Genomic DNA, 21,317 nt, shown 5'->3' on the forward strand with positions numbered 1-21,317 from the left:
TGACTGTAGTCGATAATTTTAGTCGTGAATGTCTGGCGATAGAAGTTGGACAGGGTCTGCGGGGTGACGATGTGGTTACGGTAATGGCGCGTCTGAAGCAGTTACAGCACCGCGTTCCGGAACGGTTTCAGACCGACAACGGCAGCGAATTTATCTCAAAGGCGCTGGATAAATGGGCATATGAAAACGGGGTAACGATGGACTTCTCCCGGCCCGGAAAACCGACGGACAATGCGTTAATCGAATCCTTTAATGGTAGTTTCCGTGACGAGTGTCTGAACGTTCACTGGTTCTTGTCGCTGGAAGATGCGCAGGAAAAGATCGAGTGCTGGCGGCAGGAATATAACCGGCAAAGACCCCATTCCTCATTAAATAACCAGACTCCGGAGGAATTCATCCGAAGTCTGCAAAAAGGTCCGGATCTCTGATTTAACCTGGCGCTGATTTTGGGAAGAGATCAAAAAGGTCCGGATCTCTGATTTAACCTGGCGCTGATTTTGGGAAGAGATCAGCGAAATTACATTACCTAAGACTGAAAAGAACTAAAAGAGGCAATTCATGTATAAAGTCGATAAACAGGAAAACACCTTACACTCTTTACAAGAAGTGTCTTTCAGTAGCTTAGGTTTCCGTGAGCGTGAACATCTACAAGAATGGTTAGCTAAAAATCCGCAAGCATTAACTAAAAAAGAAGAAGTTAACGATGAACTGTTAATTATACAAAAAGAATTTGCGGGATTTGATGAAACTAAAGAGCGTTTAGATCTACTTGCATTAGATAAAGATGGTAATTTGGTGATCATTGAAAATAAGCTTGATGATTCAGGCCGTGATGTGGTGTGGCAATCACTAAAATATGCGGGGTATTGTGCTAATTTACGTCAAGAAAGTATCATTGACATATTTCAGCGCTATCTCAACCAGTATGAACCAAATGAAACACGCTCAGCATCTGAAATCATTATTGAATTTATTGGACGTGAAGTTGTACTTAACCGCAAAGGTACACAACGCGTCATCATGGTAGCAGCACACTTTCGCAAAGAAGTGACTAATACCGCATTATGGCTGATGCAATTTAATATTCGTATTCAATGTTTTAAAGTAACCCCTTATTGCTTTGGTAACGATGTCTTTATCGATATTCGACAAGTTATCCCAACTCCTGAAGCCGAATCGTTCATGATCGGCATGGCACAAAAAGAAGCAGAAGAACAATCGTCCGGTAATGACCTTCAGCAGCGCCACTACTTACGACGTGAGTTTTGGACTTTGGCATTAGAAGAGTTTCGTCGCAGTCGCTGCGACCTTTTTAATAATCGCTCACCATCAACAGATCATTGGTTAGCGGCGGGATCAGGTCTCAGTGGAGTACCTTATGAGCTGATTTTTTCGCAAAAAGATGCTCGAGTACAACTCAATCTTTCCCGAGCTGATGCCCAAGAAAACACATGGCTATTTGAACATTTACTCGAACAAAAATCACAAATTGAGCATACCTTTGGTCATACATTAGAATGGAGGCCATTACCAGAACGAAAAAGTTGCCAAATAGTTTTCCTTCAATCTTTTGATGGCATGGATAAAGAACAATGGCCAACCATCATAAATTGGATGATTGAAAATATGTCTAAATTAGAACTTGCTTTAAGGCAGCCTCTTGCAGAACTTTCGATTCAGCTTAAACAGAGTGGCCTAATCACAGAAGGTGAAGAAGAGTAAATCTTAGGTGAGAAGGATTTAGACAAATTAGGTTTTGCTAGTTTTTGGAGTAAAAACGGAGGAATATCACCTCCCCTAATCTTCAATCATTCCGAGCACAAAAAGCTAACAGCAGTTCGTTAATATAATACGTATGCCCTCATAGTCTAGCCAATCTCTGCTTAGTAACCAACAATGAAACTTATTGGTTTAGACATAATAATAAAACATCATAGCATCCGTTTATCTGGTCAGCGGAGTTAATATTGATTACGCAGAAGATGACAAGGATATTTTGACTGCTATCAGGTTTTAGCCAGACAAAGCATCATAGGCAGATAATCAGGTAAAATATTCACCAGAACAAAGCCTGATTTTTTCGCGTCGTTAGACAGAACTAAACCGTAAAAATACCCGCTAATATTTTAAAAATAGCCATGCACGCCTACGGTGCATGGTTTTGCATTTAAATATTCGAATTTTTCACACCCCGTCACACCAGCACTGGCGTGGCCTGAGCGCCTCCACGCAGCTGCATTAAAACCGATACATAAAGCGGGCAGGCGAGGAGGGGGAAGCATTGCGCGCCAGAAGTAAAATCATTTTTTTTGCAGTGTAGCCTCAAATCCAGATTTCAAATCTTGAAAGGACACAATGATTATATTGATAAACTCTTTATTGTTATCGTTCAGGATAGAATCAACAAAATCATTTAATGCTGAATATTGACTCAACACGTTGACGTCTATAAATTCCTTGTAGGTCATACACCCACCGTTAATATTGAGACTATCGCCAATGTACTGCTGTTCAAGAGATCGAATACAAGGCAAACCGAGTGTATTCTCTCGTAAAGTGATTGAAATATTTTTAATTAGCTCGGTAATAAGCATCTCATCATTTGTTGGGGAAAAAACAGAAGAGTCTCTATTCTTTCTAAAAAGTTGAGCCCAGAAAAGGTACTGACACAAATAGAATTTTGTGCTATCAATAATATATTGATCTGATGAAAGTCCCCTCTGTTCTTTGATATAACACAATCGACCTAAAAAACCATTCGCAGCACTAAGTAAAGTTAGTCCCCAACGACCAATCTCAAGATCCCTTGTCTTCCGAATATCATAATTACGTTCTTCTTCCTTTATCTTTATATCACTTTCATATTTCAGTTTATTTTTAAAGGATTCCAATTCTCTTTTAACAATATGTTTTAAAAATATTTTACAGACAAAGCCAATGACAGCTAAAGAAATGCTAGATGACAGAAGCCCTTCCCAAAAAGTACTCATTTTCCACCCCGAGCTAAAAGTTCGTCATAATCAAATCCTGGAGGATTATCTTTGATATAATCCGAATCTATCCTAAATGAGCGATATTGAGCCTCACGTAACGCATAGATATTTAACGTAGCTGTTAAAATACAATGATTCTCTCCACCTTTAACATATATTTTATTGGAAATTGTACTACTAGTAGGCTGAAGAACACACGAACCACCATAATGTGATGTATTTGATTGCGCAACATAGCAGTGTAAATCTCTAGCGGCTGATTCAGTGATATGTTGATAATAATTAATATCTTTGTTCCATACGCTAGCAAATAATATATCAAGCTTTGAGCGGAAAAGTGCCCGATGTTCAATGTTTGCTAACTCAAAACAGTTATACGTTGAAAACGATATATTTTTCCATTTTATTAAATGATATTTTTGCTCATCAGGAACAGGAGACGAAACACCCAGCCTCAATGATGTCAGCATCTTAATTTCACTTGGTGCATAGTGATTTTTAACTCTGAATGTCAACATACTGAACTTATGCTTAAAATGGGAAGTATAAGGTAACATCTCAACCAAAATATTATTCGCACGATCATTCACCACCCAGTGCTCAAGACCAAATATTAAAGCAACTTGCTTTCTTCTTGAATGTGCAGCCATAAATGGCAACCAAGAAACAGGTATCGATAACTCAGGAAGAAGTAATATTTGAACCTTCTCATCAGTAGCGGAATTAAGAATACGATAAAGATTTTTCTGTCGCTCATAGCTTAAATTTGGCGACTGATCTTTTCTACATGCACTCTCAATATCTTTGTATTCGACCTTCATATTTGCAAGAGCAATTTTTATTGTGTCATTATGTTTAGCATCGTCAACATCGATCGTTATCTCCAGTGCTTTATTGTCTTTTATACTTTCTACAGAGCAACTTTTCTCATGATATTTATTTTCCTCTGTAAAGTCATTCAAAGTATTGGTATGCAAAGCATCGATTAATTCAAATAGTTGTTCTTCATCAGCATGGATATATCTTGGGGTTTTATTAATCTTTCTTTTTGACAGTGAAACGCCATGTAATTTACTATATAAATTTTCTTCTGTAAGATCACCTTCATAATTGGTGTAATTAGCTAAAGGCCAAGAAACTAGATTATGGCGAATCATATTACTTCTCCTAAATCTGTTTATCATCAAGGGCATTTCATCATGCTGATTTATTAAATCCCACAATCCTTCCAAACTTCTATTTCGTGGTTTTTCATCCCCAAGCAAAACATCTAAATCTAGCAATGCGAGATTTAAGCACAGTGAAATGTCTATATATTTCTGAATTCCCTGCTTTAACTTATCAGCTACCAAACCACTAACTTCATTATTTCTATCACTTACATTACCATCATCTTTTCTATACCATTTGACCTTGCGTATTAATTCAATAACTTGCTTATAAAACATTATTGAAAAGCCATATCTCCTTGTAATTAAGGTATATGAAAGAACCTTCTCCCACAATCGACAAAACCTTAATCCATTTTCACCTTTAAAGAATAATGTAATTTGCTTTAAGGTATGTTCGTTAGAAGGTAAATTACATAATCTATGAGCTAAAATATGAGAGGATATATATTTAGAAAGCTCTGTTTCATTTTCCGCCAGACCAACTATACTCCTGAACTTATTAACAGAACCATCAAATAGAATATCATATGCAAACTTATCTAGATCACTTGAAATATGCTCTTCTGGCAAAAAGCGAAAAGCACTACTTCTATTTTCAATTTCTTGCTTAAAAACCTGCAATCCAGCAAGGCTATGATCTTTATTAAAATAATGAAAGATAAGCTTATCTTTTTGAATGGGTAACTCATGATACTCTGACGTCAATTTGAAGCCTTTATGATCGTCAGTAGGAATTATAAAGTCGCTTAAACTTCTGTTAATAAAATTAACAACCTCATTACCTCTATCTTCTATTTCAATTTTAGGCGAAGAAAAAACAAACAAAATATCATCTACATAGCGGCCATAGTAAGAAGGATTAATCTTAGATTTAATATCTCTATCAAAATTAGCCAGATACCAATTAGCCAATATCGCGGAGGATGTAAAACCAATTGGAATCCCCTTTGAAGCTGATTCCGGATGAGTTTCCTCTATAAAAGGAGATATTTTATTTCTATATTTTTCATGCATTAACTTTAATTTTTTATTAAGAAATAATGATAGTTCTTTTATTTCTTCAAGCTGATGCTCTTCTATTAATGCATCAATAGCATCAAAGTCAACATAAATATTGTAATAAAAGCCTTTGAGATCAAGTGATAATATTGCAACATCATTGCGATCTTTTTCTATAACTTCAATAGCTTTATTAATCCCACCATCTCTCCATCTATTATAGTTATCAATGTATCTTTCAAAAATATTTTTAGCTTTTATTTTTTTGCTATCATCATTTTCCTTAGAGTATTTCTTTATTGATTTAGAGATCCTATTTCCGTAAACTGATTCCGAAAAATTATCATCAAGCATAGATCCAACAAAAATAGACCATAATGTATCGATAATATATATTTCCATCGGAGCAGTTATTAAATAGTTCACTGCACAAACTTTATAATCATCTGCTGTTTTATTATTACTTAAGAAGAGGGCTCCGCTTCTTTGTTCAAAATCTAAATGACTATCAATTTTCTTTGGCAAAAGTTCAACATCGATTTTATCGAGCCATTTTCTGAAATCTGTATTATCGCTTTCAAAAAATTCAACTATTCGTTTTACTTTTGATAAAAACTTGGTACTTTCAAAGCGAGCTACTTCTGCTTTTAAAAAGAAATTAAAATTTTCATAATAAGCATATGACTTAAGACAATTATATGCACTGATAACTATATTTTTAGTAATCATTAATTATTATTCCTTTGCTTAGGATAATTTAGGTCAAATCAAGAAAGCATCATCAATATTACTGATAGGAGTTAAGGTATTTAACTTTTTTTGCAAATTCATATGGAGTGATTAAAGCATGAGTATTTTCGAAAAGAAAGTCAGCCCACCACTGCACCATCAAGCGCCTTTCCTCAATATGTTCTGCTTTATGAATATAAGCAGCTCTTACTGAATTACGCTCTTGGTGGCTCATTTGCCTTTCTACCGCATCCTTCGACCACAGCCCTGATTCAATCAACGAGCTACATGCCATTGTTCTGAAACCATGACCACACACTTCCGTTTTAGTGTCATAACCCATCACTCGTAATGCGTTGTTAACCGTGTTCTCACTCATTGGTTTTCTAGGATTATGATCGCCGATAAAGATCAGCTCGTGGTTACCGCTGAATTGATAGATCTGTTTTAAGATCTCAATGGCTTGCCGGCTTAAAGGTACTAGGTGAGGAGTACGCATTTTTGATCCGCGATGAGAGTGTTTAACCCCTTCTATCGCCTCACGCTCAGCTGGGATCGTCCACATGGCATTCTCAAAATCGATTTCATCCCAACGGGCAAAACGCAGTTCACTGGAACGAATAAAGACTAATAAGGTAAGTTTGACTGCAAGTTTAGTTAAAGGTCTTCCCTTATAATCATCAATGCGTTGTAAGAACTCAGGTAAGCGTTTAAGTTCTAAGGCTGCTCTGTGGACTCGTTTACCTGTCGCAACTGCACCAGCCATATCTTGTGCTGGGTTATAGTCGATTAAACCGCTTTGTACGGCATAGCGCATTATACCTGTCACACGTTGCTGTAAACGTGCCGCCACCCCAAGACGTCCAGACATCTCTACGGCTTTAATGGGTTCAAGGAGATCACGAGTTTTTAACTCAGCAATATTACGCTTATCAATAGCAGCAAAGATATTGTCTTCAAGGCTCTTTAGCACGCGATGGCTATGTCCTTCTGACCACTTCTTATTCGTTGCATGCCAGTCACGAGCAACCTTCTCAAATGTATTAAATTCTTTCTGTTGCTCTTCTTTAACTTCTTTGCGTTTTTCACTGGGATCAAAACCATTCACAATTAACTTTCTAGCTGCATCTCTTTTTTCTCTCGCTTCTGCGAGTGAGATATCGGGGTAAACGCCCAACGCTAACATTTTTTGCTTACCGCCAAAGCGATACTGCAAGCGCCAATATTTTGAGCCGTTGGTATGTACCATTAAGTGCATACCATCACCATCGGTCAATTTATACGATTTATCCAAAGGCTTGGCAGCCCTGACTTTAGCATCAGTAAGAGCCATGATTTATCTCCTTCTGTTGGTACAAACTATTATCGAATCGAGAGATACCAAACACATATACCAACAGCAGGTACTTGATGTGGGTTGACCTTAGTATACTTGGGAAGACTGAAAAGTGGGGAAAAGCCTTGTAAAACTGGGATTTCAGATACAAAAAAAGACGTCCATTGACGTCTCTTGATGTTCTTATGGTGCGAAGGCCGGACTCGCCAAATCAATCTAATCAACTGAATTAATTAAATATAAAAATATCTCAACTTAGTCTATATACTCACTTGTATACTCAATCAATTTTAGTTAGCAGTTATTTAAAATCAATGAGTTACAAAAATGTATGTACTCCCATTTTTTAGCCAATTTCATTAGCAGGGAGCAACTGAAACTCTCCACTTCAGTTGGGCTTAGCTAACATCCCTGGATAGTGTTTCGCAATAATGTCATTCATCATTTCTATGAGTTCCAAACGCTTGAATGTCAGATGGGCTGTTCCCTTCTGAAAGTAGCGGATGCTGAAGTATTCATCCTCGTAAGCATTCTTAGCCGGGTTATCCCGAATATGTTCCATAAATCGGATAGATATATCACCACGGTTGTCAGGTATTGGTTTGCCATCGAGTAAAAACAGCATCCGCTCTAGGTCAGCCAACTGATCCCGCCGCCAACCCCAATTAAGACTAAATCCCCAGCGGTTATGCGTCACCAGATTGTTAATGATGATCTTCTTACCAAAGCTGCAGGGACTGTTGGTTTTGTAATCCCAAGACAGGCCTTTGAAGACGTTAATAATCCCGCGCTCAAAGACTTCCATTTTGTTCAGATGTAACTGTTTAAAAGTACTGAAAATATTCGCCTCACTGATAGCAGGAAGATCGCCCTCTTCCAGGTTCTTATGCCACTGGTCTCGAGCCTGCGCATCCATCAAGGCCATCATGCCAGACTTCAACATCAAATCGCGCCAGATACTACGGTCAATGTTACGGGTGACAGCAGGGATCGCTTTATCCACCTTTTCAGTCAGCCAACTATCGTAGCGGTGCCCAGCTTTCATCGCCCAGTCTTGCGCCGTACCACCGCCAACTTCTGAGGTTAATCGTGAAATGGCATCAAGCTGTTGTATGAGCTGTTCAATTTGCAGCAGTGCTGCATCGCGGCCAGAAACTACTCGTTCGATATTGGTCGAACAGATGAGTTCATTATTTTCTGTTAATACATCAGGTTCTGTTTGCATCGTCAATCATCCATAAAAGCAAACATGCCTGCCGGGAGTGGCAGGCGCATTATGCAATGAATAAAATGATGGGAAAGTGCAGATGTAAAAATCTGGAAAGAAACTCGAGGAATTTAAATATTTATTAATCCGGTAGCACACCGGGCCCTGAGAACATCGGTAACGGTTAGAAACGGCGCTTGCTCCTGCCAGCTAAATCCCCTGCGGTCGACACGAACCAGCTCGTACTTCTCCACCAGAAAATTAACGGCATCGACAAGCGTGATACCAGCTTCGATATGTCTTTTAATAACAGCCTCATCGCTGAACGGCGTGTCATTTAAGGTCAGGCCATAGTGTTGCTCAAGTAGTCGAGCAAGCAGCATTTGCCAGACAACCACGGGTGATAAGCATGTCTGAACAGCCCGCTGGTTTATTGCAGGTAAAGTATTCATGAGTTGTTCTCGTAAAAGTGAGTTCTAAAGTTAATTAGCGTTGAGTAGGATAAATGGAGATATAGACGTGACCACAGGAACCCAGCGTATCCGCTTCGCAGGTCAACCCCTTTGCATAGAAAGTGATGCAATGCTGGTGTCGGGGATTCAGTTCGCCGCTAGTAAGCATGAGCTCCGCCTGCTTCAGCAGAACAGGAAATGCCTGGTCAAGATGGAGCAAATCCGCTTTATTGACGCGGTGAGACAGGTAATGTAGGCGGTTACCTTCCTGAACCAGACGCGCACCAAAACAAGGGATGACGTTACAACTCAAGCCCCACCAGGGCTCGACAGTATCGTCATTCACTGCCTGTGTCTTATTCGACATCTTAAGCTCCTTTCATAAGGTTAATTGAGAGTGACGCTGCGCAGAGAGACATACGGTCCTTGCGTCGCTCGGCAAAGACAGCCAGAACACCATTGATATCCTGAACTTCACGACCGTAGTAATGGCATACGCTCCCGGACCAGCAATATTTCCCGGTACAGAAGCGAAATAATCGGGATTCAGGATGCAGACGATAAATTGCCATCGCCTGAAGCTTACTGATGATTTTCATTAGCCCTTCCTCTTCTTATAGCCATCCATGCTCAGCAAACGACAAAGCTTCACCATCACCAATGATGAAATGATCCAATAGCCGGACATCAACCAGACCCAGCGCCTCTATAATCCTGGACGTAATGGCTCTGTCAGCTTTACTGGCATCGGTAATGCCAGATGGGTGGTTATGAGAGACGATCACCGCAGCGGCATTATGACGCAGTGCAGATTTCACAATTTCGCGAGGATGGATTTCGGTATGGCTAATCGTGCCGAGGAAGAGTGTTTCATACTCCAGCAGACGATGTTGATTATCGAGATAAATAACAACAAAGACTTCGCGCTCCTGCTTTGCCAAATAGAGCTGTAACCAATTTTTAGCAAAACTAGCGGCAAGGAACGACTCACCGGGCTGCCGCTGATATTTCTCCAGTAATCGCAGGGCACGACGGATGGTACGCTGCTCATTCATCGGGAAGACCGAAGGTAAATTCAGTTCGGACATGGTGGCTCCTTAAAATAAAAAGCCCCGTAACAACCAGCTACAGGGCTATAAACAAACACGGGGATATCCTTCATGAGGCGAGTTGCAGCATATTTTCTGCCATCACCCACAGCGCGCGATTCAGCTTCACATCACCATCAATACCTTTAATTGCACGGGTATGTGTGCGTCCTCCTTTTGCATTGCGACCGTTCAAACCACCTTTGATCAGGTTCTCCTGAATACGCTGGTAAGTTGTCCAGAGATCTCCGGACTCATCCTGCCAGCGACGAGGGGCCAATAGCTGTGATTCCGTCACGGGCTGATGCTCCTCGCCAAAGCGATATGTCAGTGCAGCTTTTGCCAGTGCCTGTTGTGCTGGTGGTGGAAGCATAAGTGATTGCATGGCGTCGCGTTTTTCCTCCACCCTGTCAAACACCCCAAGCACCTCGTAAGCCCCTTCGATAACCTTTTCCACCACGTTACCCTTATGGGGCACTCGCACCTCTCCAAAGCTCTCGCCGCAAATCAGTCCGTTCTGACAGACCGAGCGGAACAGCCCCGGCAGCATCTGGTATGAACTGGAACCGTCATGGCTGTTAAGCAGGATAATTTCCGGCACCTGTTTACCGGTAATCTGCCCTTCGCGGCGCAGACGCAGCATATGTTTGGTGTGTTCCCGCTTGTCGGGGTTACGCACACGGGTCTGGCAGGCAAAGAACGGCTGAAAACCTTCGCGCTGCAGGTTATCCAGCAGAGTGATGGTCGGGATGCAGGTATAGCGCTCGCTGCGCGATTCATGCTTTTCCTCACTGAACACGCTGGGAACATAGTGAGCAAGTTCATCACGGGTTAAGGGACGGTCACGGCGAACAAGGTTCACCGCACCAAAGCGGGATGCTAATCGCATAATTCACTCCTTTGTGCGTTTATCGGTATAAAAAGAAAAGGCCACGCTCCCGAAGGAACATGGCCTTTAACATTAAAAATAGCGTGGCGGATAAGACGTTATTGCCCCATATATTCAACCCTGGCACCGGTGGCCTTACCATCAGCACCAACGGTCACCACCACCTTATCGTAGGTACGATACCCGGCATTGTAGACCTCATAAACCACAGTATTTCCCTCCACTTTGTAGCTGCCAAAATCAGCGGCCTCAGCCGTGTCACGGTCATACTCTTTCGTGTACGCTTCTTTGGCCGCTTTCATGACTGAGCCTTTGTTAATCTCCGGCGCTCGACTCCCGGCACTGGCAGCAAGGCCAGATACGTGTTTCGGGCAGACCGTCATCATGTCCCCACGGGTGAATGTCAGTTGCGCACCAAAGACCTGAAGGGTCGATGTTTCCTGACCTGCAATCGAAGCAATTGCCTTTCTGGCGGCTGCAGGTGCCTGCCCACCTTCAACCTCAACAGCCTTAAATCCTGTTTGCTGGTTGCACAACTGAGATGTGGGTACCAGATTGCCGTTTACACTGATGCGACTCCCCATCAGCTCCTGCGGGCCATTGGGGCAGCCCTGCAACTGACCAAAGATGCCAATGGTGTTGTTTTTCAGCATCACCAGTGCCTGACCATTATCGGTCAGCGTCTGGCACCAGCCGTTTTTCACAGCCCAGTTACCCGCCTGAGCAGAAACCGAAATAGCTGACAAAACAAGTGCAATCACGGTCTGAATTTTCATATGTCACCTTATTAATGAATCAGAAGCGGCAACGGGGGACGTGGTACACAGAGCCTGATGCATCTTTGTATCCAGACCATCACGTCAACGTCCCTGTTCGTCGTGCTCATGAACACTTTTGAGAAAGAAATATCCCTTTGCTTTGATAGGTAAAAGCGATCAATAGGGGGCTTATACATCGATATTTTAATAGATAAAAACGATCGATATTCTATTATCGATCGTTTTTACAGATCAATATACTGTTTTTTGAATGTGGTAATTGAGAGGGTAAAGCGGCAGATTTCAGCCAAATACTCGGTCCCATAATGTCGTGGCAAGTTGCACTAATTTTTGTCGGAGACACCTTAACAGAGCAGTCCAGACAGAAGGCAGGTGGTCAGGATTAATCACCGAGTCAAAAGCCTTACCCGCTGCCTCGCCAAACTGCAGCCGTACAGCGGCGACAGTGTCCGGGGTCTGATGCTCTGGTTTCAGCTGGCAATACACGGCACTGCTGGCCTGTACGGGCAAGGCATGCACAATCAACTCCACCAGGGCGGGCAGGTTATAGCCGGTATGTGCAGAGACAGCCATGACCGGGAAAGAGGACGGCAACTGACCGGCAACCTGCGCACTGACTGCAGCCAGTGAAAGGCATTGCTCAGAAGAAGGTGATGCCTGCCAGGGCTCACCATCGCTGAGGGGTGGAATGCGGTCGGCCTGAGTCAGTACAAACAGGAAACGTGAAGGGTCGGCACCGGCTTCCATCAGTGCCCTGTATGCCGTGATATCCGTTGCCCGGGCACGGTCATCGGCACGCAGTACCCAGATAATCAAATCCAGCTCTACCAGCAACGCCTTATAGAGCGCCAGATATTCCTCGTCGTATTCCGGTGTCTCGCCCACCCCAGGCAAATCCACCAGTGTCATGCTGCGCTCACCAACGGTGAGTAACAGACGCTGGGGTTCCCTGGTGCAGCCTAGCAAATCACTGGTCAGACAGACGGGTTGCTGAAAAAGCGCGTTGCATAATGAACTCTTGCCCGCACCACTTTTGCCCATGATGCCTATAACGGGTTCATAGTTAATCGCCTCCTTGAGGCGGAACAGAATACGTTCAGTAGCTTGCCGGGGTAAGAGATTGAGACAGGTACGCACCGCATCGCTGGTATCCTGCGGATCGGGGATTTGAGGCATGATTTACTCCTGTGAAAAAACTATGCCGGGAAATTTTTCTCCCGGCAACTCACATGAGTAATGTAGGCGTTATATTTTTTGGAGTTATCGTTACCTATTTAGGATGGTTTTTTGTAATCAAAAAGCTTGTTTTTATATCTTAGATACTCATCATGAATAAGTTCTTCAATAACTTTAATCTCTTTTTTATCAAGTGCCACTGCTAACTCAGATAATTCCTTGCTGGCTTTAGCAGAGATTGTCAAATCATTTTTTCCAGACCTTCTTTTTCGTTGCTTAAAGGAATCCCTCATATTTTTTAGAAGTGCATCTTTGTCATCCAGAAATTTTCTATAATTTCCCACATCCAATTTGTTCGGGATGGCCCAGCAATCAATCGCGCCCATTACACCAATATATCGCTCATTAAGATCTGCTGGTTTGAACCATGACAGAACATTTCTTTTTATATCCTTTTTCCTTGACAAATATGACCACGCCCACTCAATGGCTTCGTTATCATTTTTCTTTAACCATTTAGGGCTTTGAACCTGACTATTAAAAACAAGCCAGATACCACGAATATAATCGAATGTTTTCTTACTTTGTTCTGGACTGAGGGAACAAGAAAGTTCATTCATGAAGGTAATAATCACCCGGCTTCTTTCAGCTGAACTAGTTGGATTACCAGGGAGTCTGAAAAAAGAGTATAAGTTTTCCTCTTTTCGATCCCATTCCGGAATTAACCCCGCAGTGTTTTCAGGTAAACAAAGCTCCCGCGCAGAGGCTTTTCGTATATACGCCCAAAACCAAAAAATAGCACGTGAATTAACCGCCCCCTTCAACCACTTTAAATCGACGTCTTGTAGACATGAAGAATCTCCACCATGAAGACTTTTACTTTTAACATTGCGTTTTTCCCCAGCCTGTATATTTTGCATCAAACGCTTAATAGCTTCATCAGCCCCAGTGGCGTTTTTGCTGCTTTCAGATATCGGATTGCCTGAGGCCGTTTCTCCTGTCCTGTCTTCAATATCACAATCCTCAGCTGCCTGCGCAGACTCGTCTTCTGGCAAAGAATCGACACTAAATTTGCTCTCAGGACTGGTAAAGCGGTTCCCTCCCTCATAAGGAGACTCTTCTGGCCTTGCTAATTCTTCAGCGCCCAGTTTACCAATCCTTTTCAGATAATAATTCTCATTATCGCTATCACTCACCGTTACCTCCTGTAGTAAAATCCACCATAAATAGTACTTACAATGAATCGATTATGAAGTAAACAAGTTTTTATTTTGAATGAAAATAGCTCGAAAATTGTAAGTTTTTTGTAAGAGTAAAATCGACGCAAACCTCTTAAAAAGGGATTTTCAGCGGTTTGCCAGGTAAAAATGGTCATTCATAAAACTTGTACAGCATACAGAAATTTGTGGCAGGCATTCACTATGTTCTACATTGTCACATGCTCCGCGAACGTAGCTCACGGCAGTTCAGTTCTTATTATCAGACGTTACAGAGCTGGACACGTTGTGTCCTGACAGCACGACTAGCTGGTGAGAACCCGCTGATGTAATTTTCTACTCCTCAGCTGATCGTATGAGAAGGATGCCCGTTACTCCATCGATGGCAACAGGCCCTCTCCCGAACTCACACTAAATTGCGGGAGCATTACCATGACAAACAAAACTCATCCGATATCATCCAGCACCCAGACAACCACATCTTTACTGAATGATCAGCTCGTTGATATGACGTTCATCACTGGCTATACAAACATGACCGATAAATGGTTCTACCGATTAATTTCAGAGAATGCGTTCCCTGCACCAATTAAACTGGGTCGCAGTTCACGCTGGCTAAAAAGCGAAGTGGAAAAATGGATGCTGGATAGAATACAAGCATCTCGAGGTTAGAACCTTTAGTATTGGTGTTTTACACAGGAGGTTAAGTAATTTAATATAGGTTTTTTAATATAATTATACTCACTCTCATTTATTCTTATATTCACCGCTTATTGTCAATATCTCTTTTAAACACCCTCGCAAATACTATTGGAACAACCAGTCTCGTCTTTAAAGCAATAATTAATTTAAGTATCAGCTCAGCATTGCCTTAAAGAAAAGTCTTGCATGAAATATCATTAACTTAGTGCTTGCACTGGCCTCTCTCATCATCAGCAGTGGAATAATCATGCTCAAAAATACCGTCAAAAACTTTAATGAAGACTGGTTTCTGGCTTCAGTTCTTAATGCACACATCGATGAAATGATAAACAGATACGCATGCCTTTTGGCGTTACGTATGGATTTTTTCTACAAAAAGGAAAGTGCCAGGTATTCACACTTAAATCACCAAACACTTGAACATGACTTGCGTGAACTAATGGAGAAAATGACAAAAGAGAAAGGTGTGGTGGGCTATTTCTGGGTTGTCGAATGGACTGAACGACATAGATACCATGCACATGTCGTATTCTGGCTGGACAGACAAAAAACACAGCACTCTTATCCCTTTGCCCTTACAGCAAATACACTTTGGGAGGAAATAACGCACCGGGACGGCGTATCGCACCGATGTGAATATCGGCCGCAGCATTCTAGAAATATCAATATACCTGTTCGGTATAACGATCCGGAAAGCATTCACAATATCCGTCATGTTCTGAGCTATCTGGCTAAGGAAGAACAAAAAGAAGGTTTGTGTGCATACGGCTGCAATGACGTTCCCCCACGCTCAGCGGCAGGGCGTCCACGTAAGCCAGGCCCCTGATCCTACGGCTACGCAACTGGCTCTGCATCCTGTACAAACTCCGTTATTACGGCGACAAATAATGTCCTCGCAGTCGTGACTGAACCTGCCCCTGGAAGCCTGAAGTTCCGACCTTTACTGAATCAACAATTCCACAACTCCATTTATACCCGGCAGCTCACCTGTCGGGTATTTCTCATACCAGTCAAACAAGGGAAATCAAAAATGAAACAGCCAGAGAACACAATCGCGGTAAAAGTGGCGGAATACCGTTTACACATCACCTGGCTAAGGATCTGCCTGGATAGCCTGGCTGGATGATGCAGTGATGCCGAGCGGCGTGGCTGGCGTTTGAGAGCACTTGAGCAGTTAAGTAAAGCCTCACTGGTCTACTGCCGACGGGCAAGTTCTGCCGATACCTGCAAGTTTCAACAGGCCTGTGAAGGTCTCCAGCAACACATCAGCAGAGTTTTACCAGAAGGCCAGTGGTGCGGTGATTTACCTGCATCCCCTGCCCAGGCAAAATTTTAAGGTATCGGTATGAAACAACAACCTGCTAAATGCGCGGTCGATGAATGGGGGAATCTGGTCAATGCAGAAGATTTTCGCTCTCCCTCATTCTGGAAACTGTACTGCTTCCACTGCTGCGGTCCGGTCATCTCAAAAATAGTATTAGATATATATCCTAGCCTATATCTTAAGTTAAGAAACCTTTACTATCTGGTTTTTCATGTGGCCCACTACCTCCTTGCTATGATAGATACCTGCTCTCCTATAAACGGACTGATGTCACACATCTCACATATTAATTCGTATAGCTACCTCGATAATGTTTTGATAAAAGTAAATAATGTAGAGGATAAAAGGGATTACATAGCGATTGAAAACCAGCAGAACGACCTTGAAACTATATGAAAACGTAGTAATCGGTAATTTCCTTTATGGCTTAGGCGTTTCCATAGGAGGGCGACTCAAGTCTGGATATCTTCCTGCTGCTGTCAGCTTGTTGCAGCAGACACCGGAAGATAAAGCTCTGGGTGATATCCTGCTCGATTTCCCAGGTACATTGCGTCTTATCGAGTTCAAGGCGCAGGGAAACCATTCTAAAAAGGAGTTAACTCGATATAGGAAACTGCTACCAACAATACAAGACCAGCAGGAAATGGTGAGTATTTCTCGTAGGATTCACTGGTATGTAGAAACAGCACCATCGCCTTTCAAAGGGGTTGAAGCATTTTTCTCTCCTTATCTTGATGTATTTGATACAAAAAAACCTTCAAAACAAACATTTTCACTGGAGAGATTCATTGAGTCCGTGGCGGATGACGCTATTTCGTCGAAGAACGATGTAAGGGATAAACAAGAGAAGGATTATCTGAAGCTTGTTAGATGGTGCCAAGGAGTGGGAGAAACAGGCGCCGGTGCGCTGATCGTAATTGTGGGTTCTGGCGGCGGTCTGGAATTTGTTGCGCTGGAGGATCTGATGGCACTGAATATGTCCCATCAAAAATGGATAACATATAGACAAGAAAAGGAATTAAAGATGGAAAAAGAACTGGAAATGAAGTTGGAGCGAGAGTGGAGCTATGGGAGATAACGTGGAGAAACATCTCACGGACCGTGATGTCCAATTGTTCTTTGATGCCGCTGAAAAGCTGCGAGAGGCAGCAGAGCGTGATGGTAAGAACGCCAGAGAAGCAACGGCGGCTTTGGCTTCTTTTATTAACAAGATGAACATCCGTCTTCAGAAGTTGGAAGCTGATGTTTCCCACAATTTAAACAACTCAGCGGAAACAACCGCTAATAGGGCGGCAGAGTTGCTGAGTATCAAGTTTCAACATGCAAATGATGCGGCCGAAAGAGCGACGGAACAATATCAGCAAGCTGCTGAAAACCTCAACATTAGGAACTGGTTCTTTATCCTGGGCACACAGATAGTACTAATACTGATTTTTATAGCATCAATTTTATTTCTGGTACCTTCGCTGGATGATATTCAGCAGCGTAGAGAAGAACTGTCATCCCTTAATGAGCAAATCAAAAATTCCCACTTAGAATGGGCTAACTGCGAGGGAGATAAAAAATGTTTCCGTACAGATGAACGTGGCAATGCCGGAGAACCATACAGAGGCAAGCAGGACGGCAGTACCTGGCGAGTTCCTTGGAAAGGATAACCGTACTCACAAACACTTCCTGAAAATGTCGACAGTGAGGTGGAATCAGTCCACAGAAAAACAGCTTTGGACATTAAAAACAGGTGCAGCAAAAAATGAGGTCTTCCCTGCTGAAGGTTTGATTAGCACATAACAGTCAAAACACATCACCCTCGTCAAATAATTAGTAGTTTAACAACAGGAGAAATACGTGATGGATATTGTAGATAGTGTCGAAGCAGGCAAACTGACGCTCAGCGGATTGATAGATACCCTAGCCAAAGATAAAAATTATGCCATTTCCAAGTGGGATAAACGATACCGTGAACTCACAACTCTGCTACAGCAAACCTCAACCTTTGCAGAACATGAAACGGATGACCTGATCAAGCGACTTTGGTATGAACGGGGTAATGGTATTGCCAGTATTCGTCAGGGTGTTCCGTCTTTAGCCGAATATCAGAAAAACCTGCCACTGTTCAGAGAACTAACCGAGCGTATTCGGCAGCAACCGGATGAAGCTACCTACCAATATGTTGGAAATGCTCTAAAGCAGGCCAAAGAAACCGGGCTGCTGAAGCGTATGTATTGGAGTTTGAGAAATCGTGTCTTTGCCGCGTTTTCGCCTAGGACATGCACTAGTACCGTTGATGAGAATGCGTTTACAAAAGCTGCGGATTTCCTGAACAAGCAATTCAGCCTTGGATTGAAGCTTAACGGAAATTGGCTGCAGAAAAACCATGAATTGAAGCAAGCCATACATGCAAAATCTCCCAATGCAGATCCCTACTACGTGAATATGGCTATTTGGCATCTCTATGAGTTACTACGCGAACGCGATAATGAGCAGAAACAGGAGAAAGTATCCAGCATCACATCAACAGCTAGCAGTGAACTCACTGAAACTAAAATTCTCCCACATTCACCAATGAACGTTATTTACTTTGGTCCACCGGGTACTGGGAAGACCTTCACACTGCAGCAAAAGATGAAAGAGTACACCTCTCATGCTGTACCAGCCGATCGTGATGCCTGGCTGGATTCTCGCCTTGAATCGTTGAACTGGATGCAGGTTATAACGCTGGTGCTGCTCGATCTTGGTAAACGAGCCAAAGTTCGCCAAATGACAGAACACGAATGGTTCCAGCGTAAAGCGCTACTTAATGGCCGTAGTAGCAACTTTTCGCAAACTACTTGGGCGACGTTGCAATCATTCACTATACCGGGATCAACTACTGTTGCTTACAAAGGTCGCCGTGAACCAGCGATCTTCGACAAAACTGTCGATAGTGAATGGTTCCTGGTTGAATCCCAGTTAGAGCAAGTGGATGAGCTGCTTTCTCTCTATGAAGAGTTAAAGCAAGGGCCTAAATCTGCCGAAGCCATCCAGCGTTTTGCGACGGTTACGTTCCACCAATCTTACGGCTATGAAGAATTTATTGAAGGTATCCGCGCTCGCTCTGACGAGAGTGGCAATATATCTTACCCTATTGAGCCAGGTATCTTTTTGCGCCTTTGCCAGCGTGCTAACGCCGATTCAGCACATCGCTACGCTATTTTCATTGATGAGATCAATCGCGGCAACATATCCAAGATCTTTGGTGAACTGATCTCACTCATTGAAGTAGACAAACGTGCGGGTATGTCCAATGCAATGAGCTTGCAACTGTCTTATAGCAGTGATCACTTCAGCGTACCCGCCAATGTCGACATCATCGGAGCCATGAACACAGCGGACCGTTCTTTAGCTCTAATGGATACAGCTTTGCGCCGTCGTTTTGACTTTGTCGAGATGATGCCTGATCTCTCTTTACTGAGTGGAGCTAAGGTTAAAGGCATAGAGCTCGAGCCTTTGTTAGAGAAACTCAATAGCCGCATCGAAGCGCTTTACGATCGTGAACATACACTGGGACATGCATTCTTTATGCCGGTAAAAAATGCACTCGATTCCGGTGATGAAGAAACTGCGTTTAAACAATTGAAGATCACATTCCAGAAAAAGATCATTCCGCTGTTGCAGGAATACTTTTTCGATGACTGGAACAAGATCAGGCTGGTGCTAGCAGACAACCAGAAACAAGACGACAGCCTGCAATTCGTGATTGAGAAAACAGACGATCTTGATACGCTTTTTGGTAACAACCATGATTTACGACGCCATGATCAGCAATCTACAGCTTACGAGCTCGAAGCATTTGATGAAGAGATCTGGAATATGCCAAAGGCTTACCGCGCAATTTATCAGCCACAGCAGACCGCGCTTGATAAGCAGGCAGTAAACCATGAGTGAAGTGGTCTCTGTTTTTGAATATGACCTGTTAGGGAGTGGAAAAGCGGCATCAGTTGGCGCAAAACTAGTCCCTCAGCAAGTCTTTGATTATTTAGAAGCTCTTAGCCTAACCAGTACTCAGGGAAACCAGTTTCTCAAGCTCACTTCTCGTTCAGGTTTCAAATTGCTTCAAGTGCAAAACTTCGCGGGGATGCTTTCAACCCCTCACGGTATACAACTTGAAATATTGCCTAAGATTGGTAAAAACCTCACGGAAGCGAGTGCGCGAAAAACATTCATCACGATGCTAAGCCACCTGCCTGGTTTTCGACATATCCAAACCCAGCAGGCAACTCTGCAGGCACAGCGCATGCCTTTGCTTGAGATCTTTATTAGCCAGTTTTTGCATAGCGTCAGTCAATTGCTTAAACAAGGTTTACGATCCGACTATGTGAGCGAGCAAGGTAATCTGTCTTTTATGAAGGGCAAACTGATGCTTTCCGAACAGTTACGGTATAACGCGGTAAGTCGTCATAAATTTTGTGTCGATTATGATGACTATCTGCCGGATTGTTCAGCCAATCGGCTCTTACATTCCGCGCTGGATGAGCTACTTAGCCTGAAGCTTTCCTCTGAGAATCAACGCTTGCTTTACGAACTACGCTTTGCTTTTGAAGGTATTCCACTTTGTAGAGATATTGAAAGCGACTTAAACAGCTTACGTCTGGAACGTGGTATGGCCCATTACAACGAACCAATAGCTTGGGCGCAGTTGATTCTGGCAGGCATGAGCCCGAGTGCTTTGCAGGGAAATACTAAAGCAATATCGCTTTTGTTCCCTATGGAAGCGGTATTTGAGTCCTTTGTTGCACAAACTCTCCCCGACGAATTACCCCCTCACCTTAAAATTAAATCACAGGCTGCCACTTATTCCCTTGTGAAACACGGACCTAACGACTGCTTTAAACTTCGTCCTGATCTGTTGATTCAATTGCGCCAACCGGTTAAAACCCAAATGGTGATGGATACAAAATGGAAGCTGGTGGATAGCAGCCAGCAAAAAAAATCATTGTATGGACTGGCACAATCTGACTTCTATCAAATGTTTGCCTATGGTCAAAAATATCTTGATGGAACTGGTGAAATGTACCTGATCTATCCCGCGCATGATGACTTTAACCAACCGATACAGCAGCATTTTGCTTTCTCGGAAACCTTAAAATTATGGGTTGTGCCATACAAGATAACGGCAAAGCGCGGTGAGAGGATGATGTGGGCGGGTGATGTTTCCGAGTTATAGAGTCATACTTGGAACATGCGATAATCATTTCTCTTCTCGAATTGGATGCCC

21 protein-coding genes are annotated in these 21,317 nt (G+C 42.7%); 9 read left to right on the forward strand and 12 right to left on the reverse strand.

Annotation, left to right across the window (positions count from 1 at the left end; genetic code table 11):
• Both GN208_RS09190 and GN208_RS09195 read left to right on the forward strand, forming a co-directional pair.
• Positions 1–428 (forward strand): integrase core domain-containing protein (locus GN208_RS09190; protein ID WP_243828344.1); only part of this gene is annotated, 428 nt, incomplete at its 5' end.
• A gap of 130 nt (positions 429–558) precedes the next feature.
• On the forward strand, positions 559–1,722 hold the full coding sequence (locus tag GN208_RS09195; protein ID WP_004234655.1) for a DUF4268 domain-containing protein: 1,164 nt from the start codon (positions 559–561) through the stop codon (positions 1,720–1,722).
• Between the two features lie 578 nt (positions 1,723–2,300).
• Here the strand turns inward: GN208_RS09195 and GN208_RS09200 are convergent.
• From GN208_RS09200 to GN208_RS09255, 12 genes are all read right to left on the reverse strand, one after another.
• Positions 2,301–2,990 carry a hypothetical protein gene (locus GN208_RS09200; RefSeq protein ID WP_243828345.1) on the reverse strand — a complete coding sequence of 230 codons (690 nt, stop codon included), beginning with the start codon at positions 2,988–2,990 and terminating at the stop codon, positions 2,301–2,303.
• Complete coding sequence (locus GN208_RS09205) at positions 2,987–5,893, reverse strand: RNA-directed DNA polymerase (protein WP_061057569.1); 2,907 nt, start codon at positions 5,891–5,893, stop codon at positions 2,987–2,989. Before GN208_RS09205 ends, GN208_RS09200 begins: the two co-directional genes overlap by 4 nt.
• Positions 5,894–5,951: 58 nt before the next feature.
• Positions 5,952–7,226 carry an integrase arm-type DNA-binding domain-containing protein gene (locus GN208_RS09210; protein ID WP_243828346.1) on the reverse strand — a complete coding sequence of 425 codons (1,275 nt, stop codon included), beginning with the start codon at positions 7,224–7,226 and terminating at the stop codon, positions 5,952–5,954.
• A 391-nt stretch (positions 7,227–7,617) separates the two neighbouring features.
• Positions 7,618–8,454, reverse strand: a complete 837-nt coding sequence (locus GN208_RS09215) for a DUF4942 domain-containing protein (protein WP_219274450.1) — start codon at positions 8,452–8,454, stop codon at positions 7,618–7,620.
• Positions 8,455–8,567: 113 nt separating this feature from the next.
• Positions 8,568–8,888, reverse strand: a complete 321-nt coding sequence (locus GN208_RS09220; protein WP_219274451.1) for a TA system toxin CbtA family protein — start codon at positions 8,886–8,888, stop codon at positions 8,568–8,570.
• A gap of 34 nt (positions 8,889–8,922) precedes the next feature.
• Positions 8,923–9,255 carry a type IV toxin-antitoxin system YeeU family antitoxin gene (locus GN208_RS09225; protein WP_219274452.1) on the reverse strand — a complete coding sequence of 111 codons (333 nt, stop codon included), beginning with the start codon at positions 9,253–9,255 and terminating at the stop codon, positions 8,923–8,925.
• A gap of 1 nt (position 9,256) precedes the next feature.
• On the reverse strand, positions 9,257–9,487 hold the full coding sequence (locus GN208_RS09230) for a DUF987 family protein (RefSeq protein ID WP_219274453.1): 231 nt from the start codon (positions 9,485–9,487) through the stop codon (positions 9,257–9,259).
• Between the two features lie 15 nt (positions 9,488–9,502).
• Positions 9,503–9,976, reverse strand: a complete 474-nt coding sequence (radC, locus tag GN208_RS09235; RefSeq protein WP_219274454.1) for a DNA repair protein RadC — start codon at positions 9,974–9,976, stop codon at positions 9,503–9,505.
• Between the two features lie 70 nt (positions 9,977–10,046).
• Positions 10,047–10,868: a DUF932 domain-containing protein gene (locus GN208_RS09240; protein ID WP_032437350.1), complete on the reverse strand. Its 822-nt coding sequence runs from the start codon at positions 10,866–10,868 to the stop codon at positions 10,047–10,049.
• Positions 10,869–10,963: 95 nt separating this feature from the next.
• Positions 10,964–11,641, reverse strand: coding sequence for a hypothetical protein (locus GN208_RS09245; RefSeq protein WP_243828347.1), 678 nt, complete (start codon positions 11,639–11,641; stop codon positions 10,964–10,966).
• Positions 11,642–11,926: 285 nt separating this feature from the next.
• The gene (locus GN208_RS09250; protein ID WP_219274456.1) at positions 11,927–12,820 is read right to left on the reverse strand and encodes a GTPase; all 894 of its coding nucleotides are present in this window, start codon (positions 12,818–12,820) and stop codon (positions 11,927–11,929) included.
• Between the two features lie 98 nt (positions 12,821–12,918).
• Complete coding sequence (locus tag GN208_RS09255) at positions 12,919–14,016, reverse strand: hypothetical protein (protein ID WP_243828348.1); 1,098 nt, start codon at positions 14,014–14,016, stop codon at positions 12,919–12,921.
• 453 nt (positions 14,017–14,469) lie between these two features.
• Here GN208_RS09255 and GN208_RS09260 point away from each other — a divergent pair, with 453 nt between their 5' ends.
• The 7 genes from GN208_RS09260 (at position 14,470) to GN208_RS09290 (ending at position 21,266) form a co-directional block, all read left to right on the forward strand.
• Positions 14,470–14,709 carry an AlpA family phage regulatory protein gene (locus GN208_RS09260; protein WP_048215604.1) on the forward strand — a complete coding sequence of 80 codons (240 nt, stop codon included), beginning with the start codon at positions 14,470–14,472 and terminating at the stop codon, positions 14,707–14,709.
• Positions 14,710–14,986: 277 nt separating this feature from the next.
• Positions 14,987–15,565 (forward strand): inovirus-type Gp2 protein, encoded by a 579-nt coding sequence (locus GN208_RS09265; protein WP_219274458.1) that lies wholly within the window; start codon positions 14,987–14,989, stop codon positions 15,563–15,565.
• Positions 15,566–16,084: 519 nt separating this feature from the next.
• On the forward strand, positions 16,085–16,459 hold the full coding sequence (locus GN208_RS09270; RefSeq protein WP_196551550.1) for a hypothetical protein: 375 nt from the start codon (positions 16,085–16,087) through the stop codon (positions 16,457–16,459).
• Complete coding sequence (locus GN208_RS09275; protein ID WP_219274472.1) at positions 16,446–17,141, forward strand: 5-bromo-4-chloroindolyl phosphate hydrolysis family protein; 696 nt, start codon at positions 16,446–16,448, stop codon at positions 17,139–17,141. Before GN208_RS09270 ends, GN208_RS09275 begins: the two co-directional genes overlap by 14 nt.
• A gap of 1 nt (position 17,142) precedes the next feature.
• The gene (locus GN208_RS09280; protein WP_232959453.1) at positions 17,143–17,718 is read left to right on the forward strand and encodes a hypothetical protein; all 576 of its coding nucleotides are present in this window, start codon (positions 17,143–17,145) and stop codon (positions 17,716–17,718) included.
• A 193-nt stretch (positions 17,719–17,911) separates the two neighbouring features.
• Positions 17,912–19,987, forward strand: a complete 2,076-nt coding sequence (locus tag GN208_RS09285; RefSeq protein ID WP_219274473.1) for an AAA family ATPase — start codon at positions 17,912–17,914, stop codon at positions 19,985–19,987.
• Complete coding sequence (locus GN208_RS09290) at positions 19,980–21,266, forward strand: McrC family protein (RefSeq protein ID WP_219274459.1); 1,287 nt, start codon at positions 19,980–19,982, stop codon at positions 21,264–21,266. The genes GN208_RS09285 and GN208_RS09290 overlap by 8 nt, the downstream gene beginning before the upstream one ends.
• Positions 21,267–21,317: the final 51 nt, after the last annotated feature.

Origin of the sequence: Morganella sp. HSTU-ASny43, assembly GCF_022819185.1 — a bacterium.
GTDB classification, from domain to species: Bacteria; Pseudomonadota; Gammaproteobacteria; order Enterobacterales; family Enterobacteriaceae; genus Morganella; species Morganella morganii.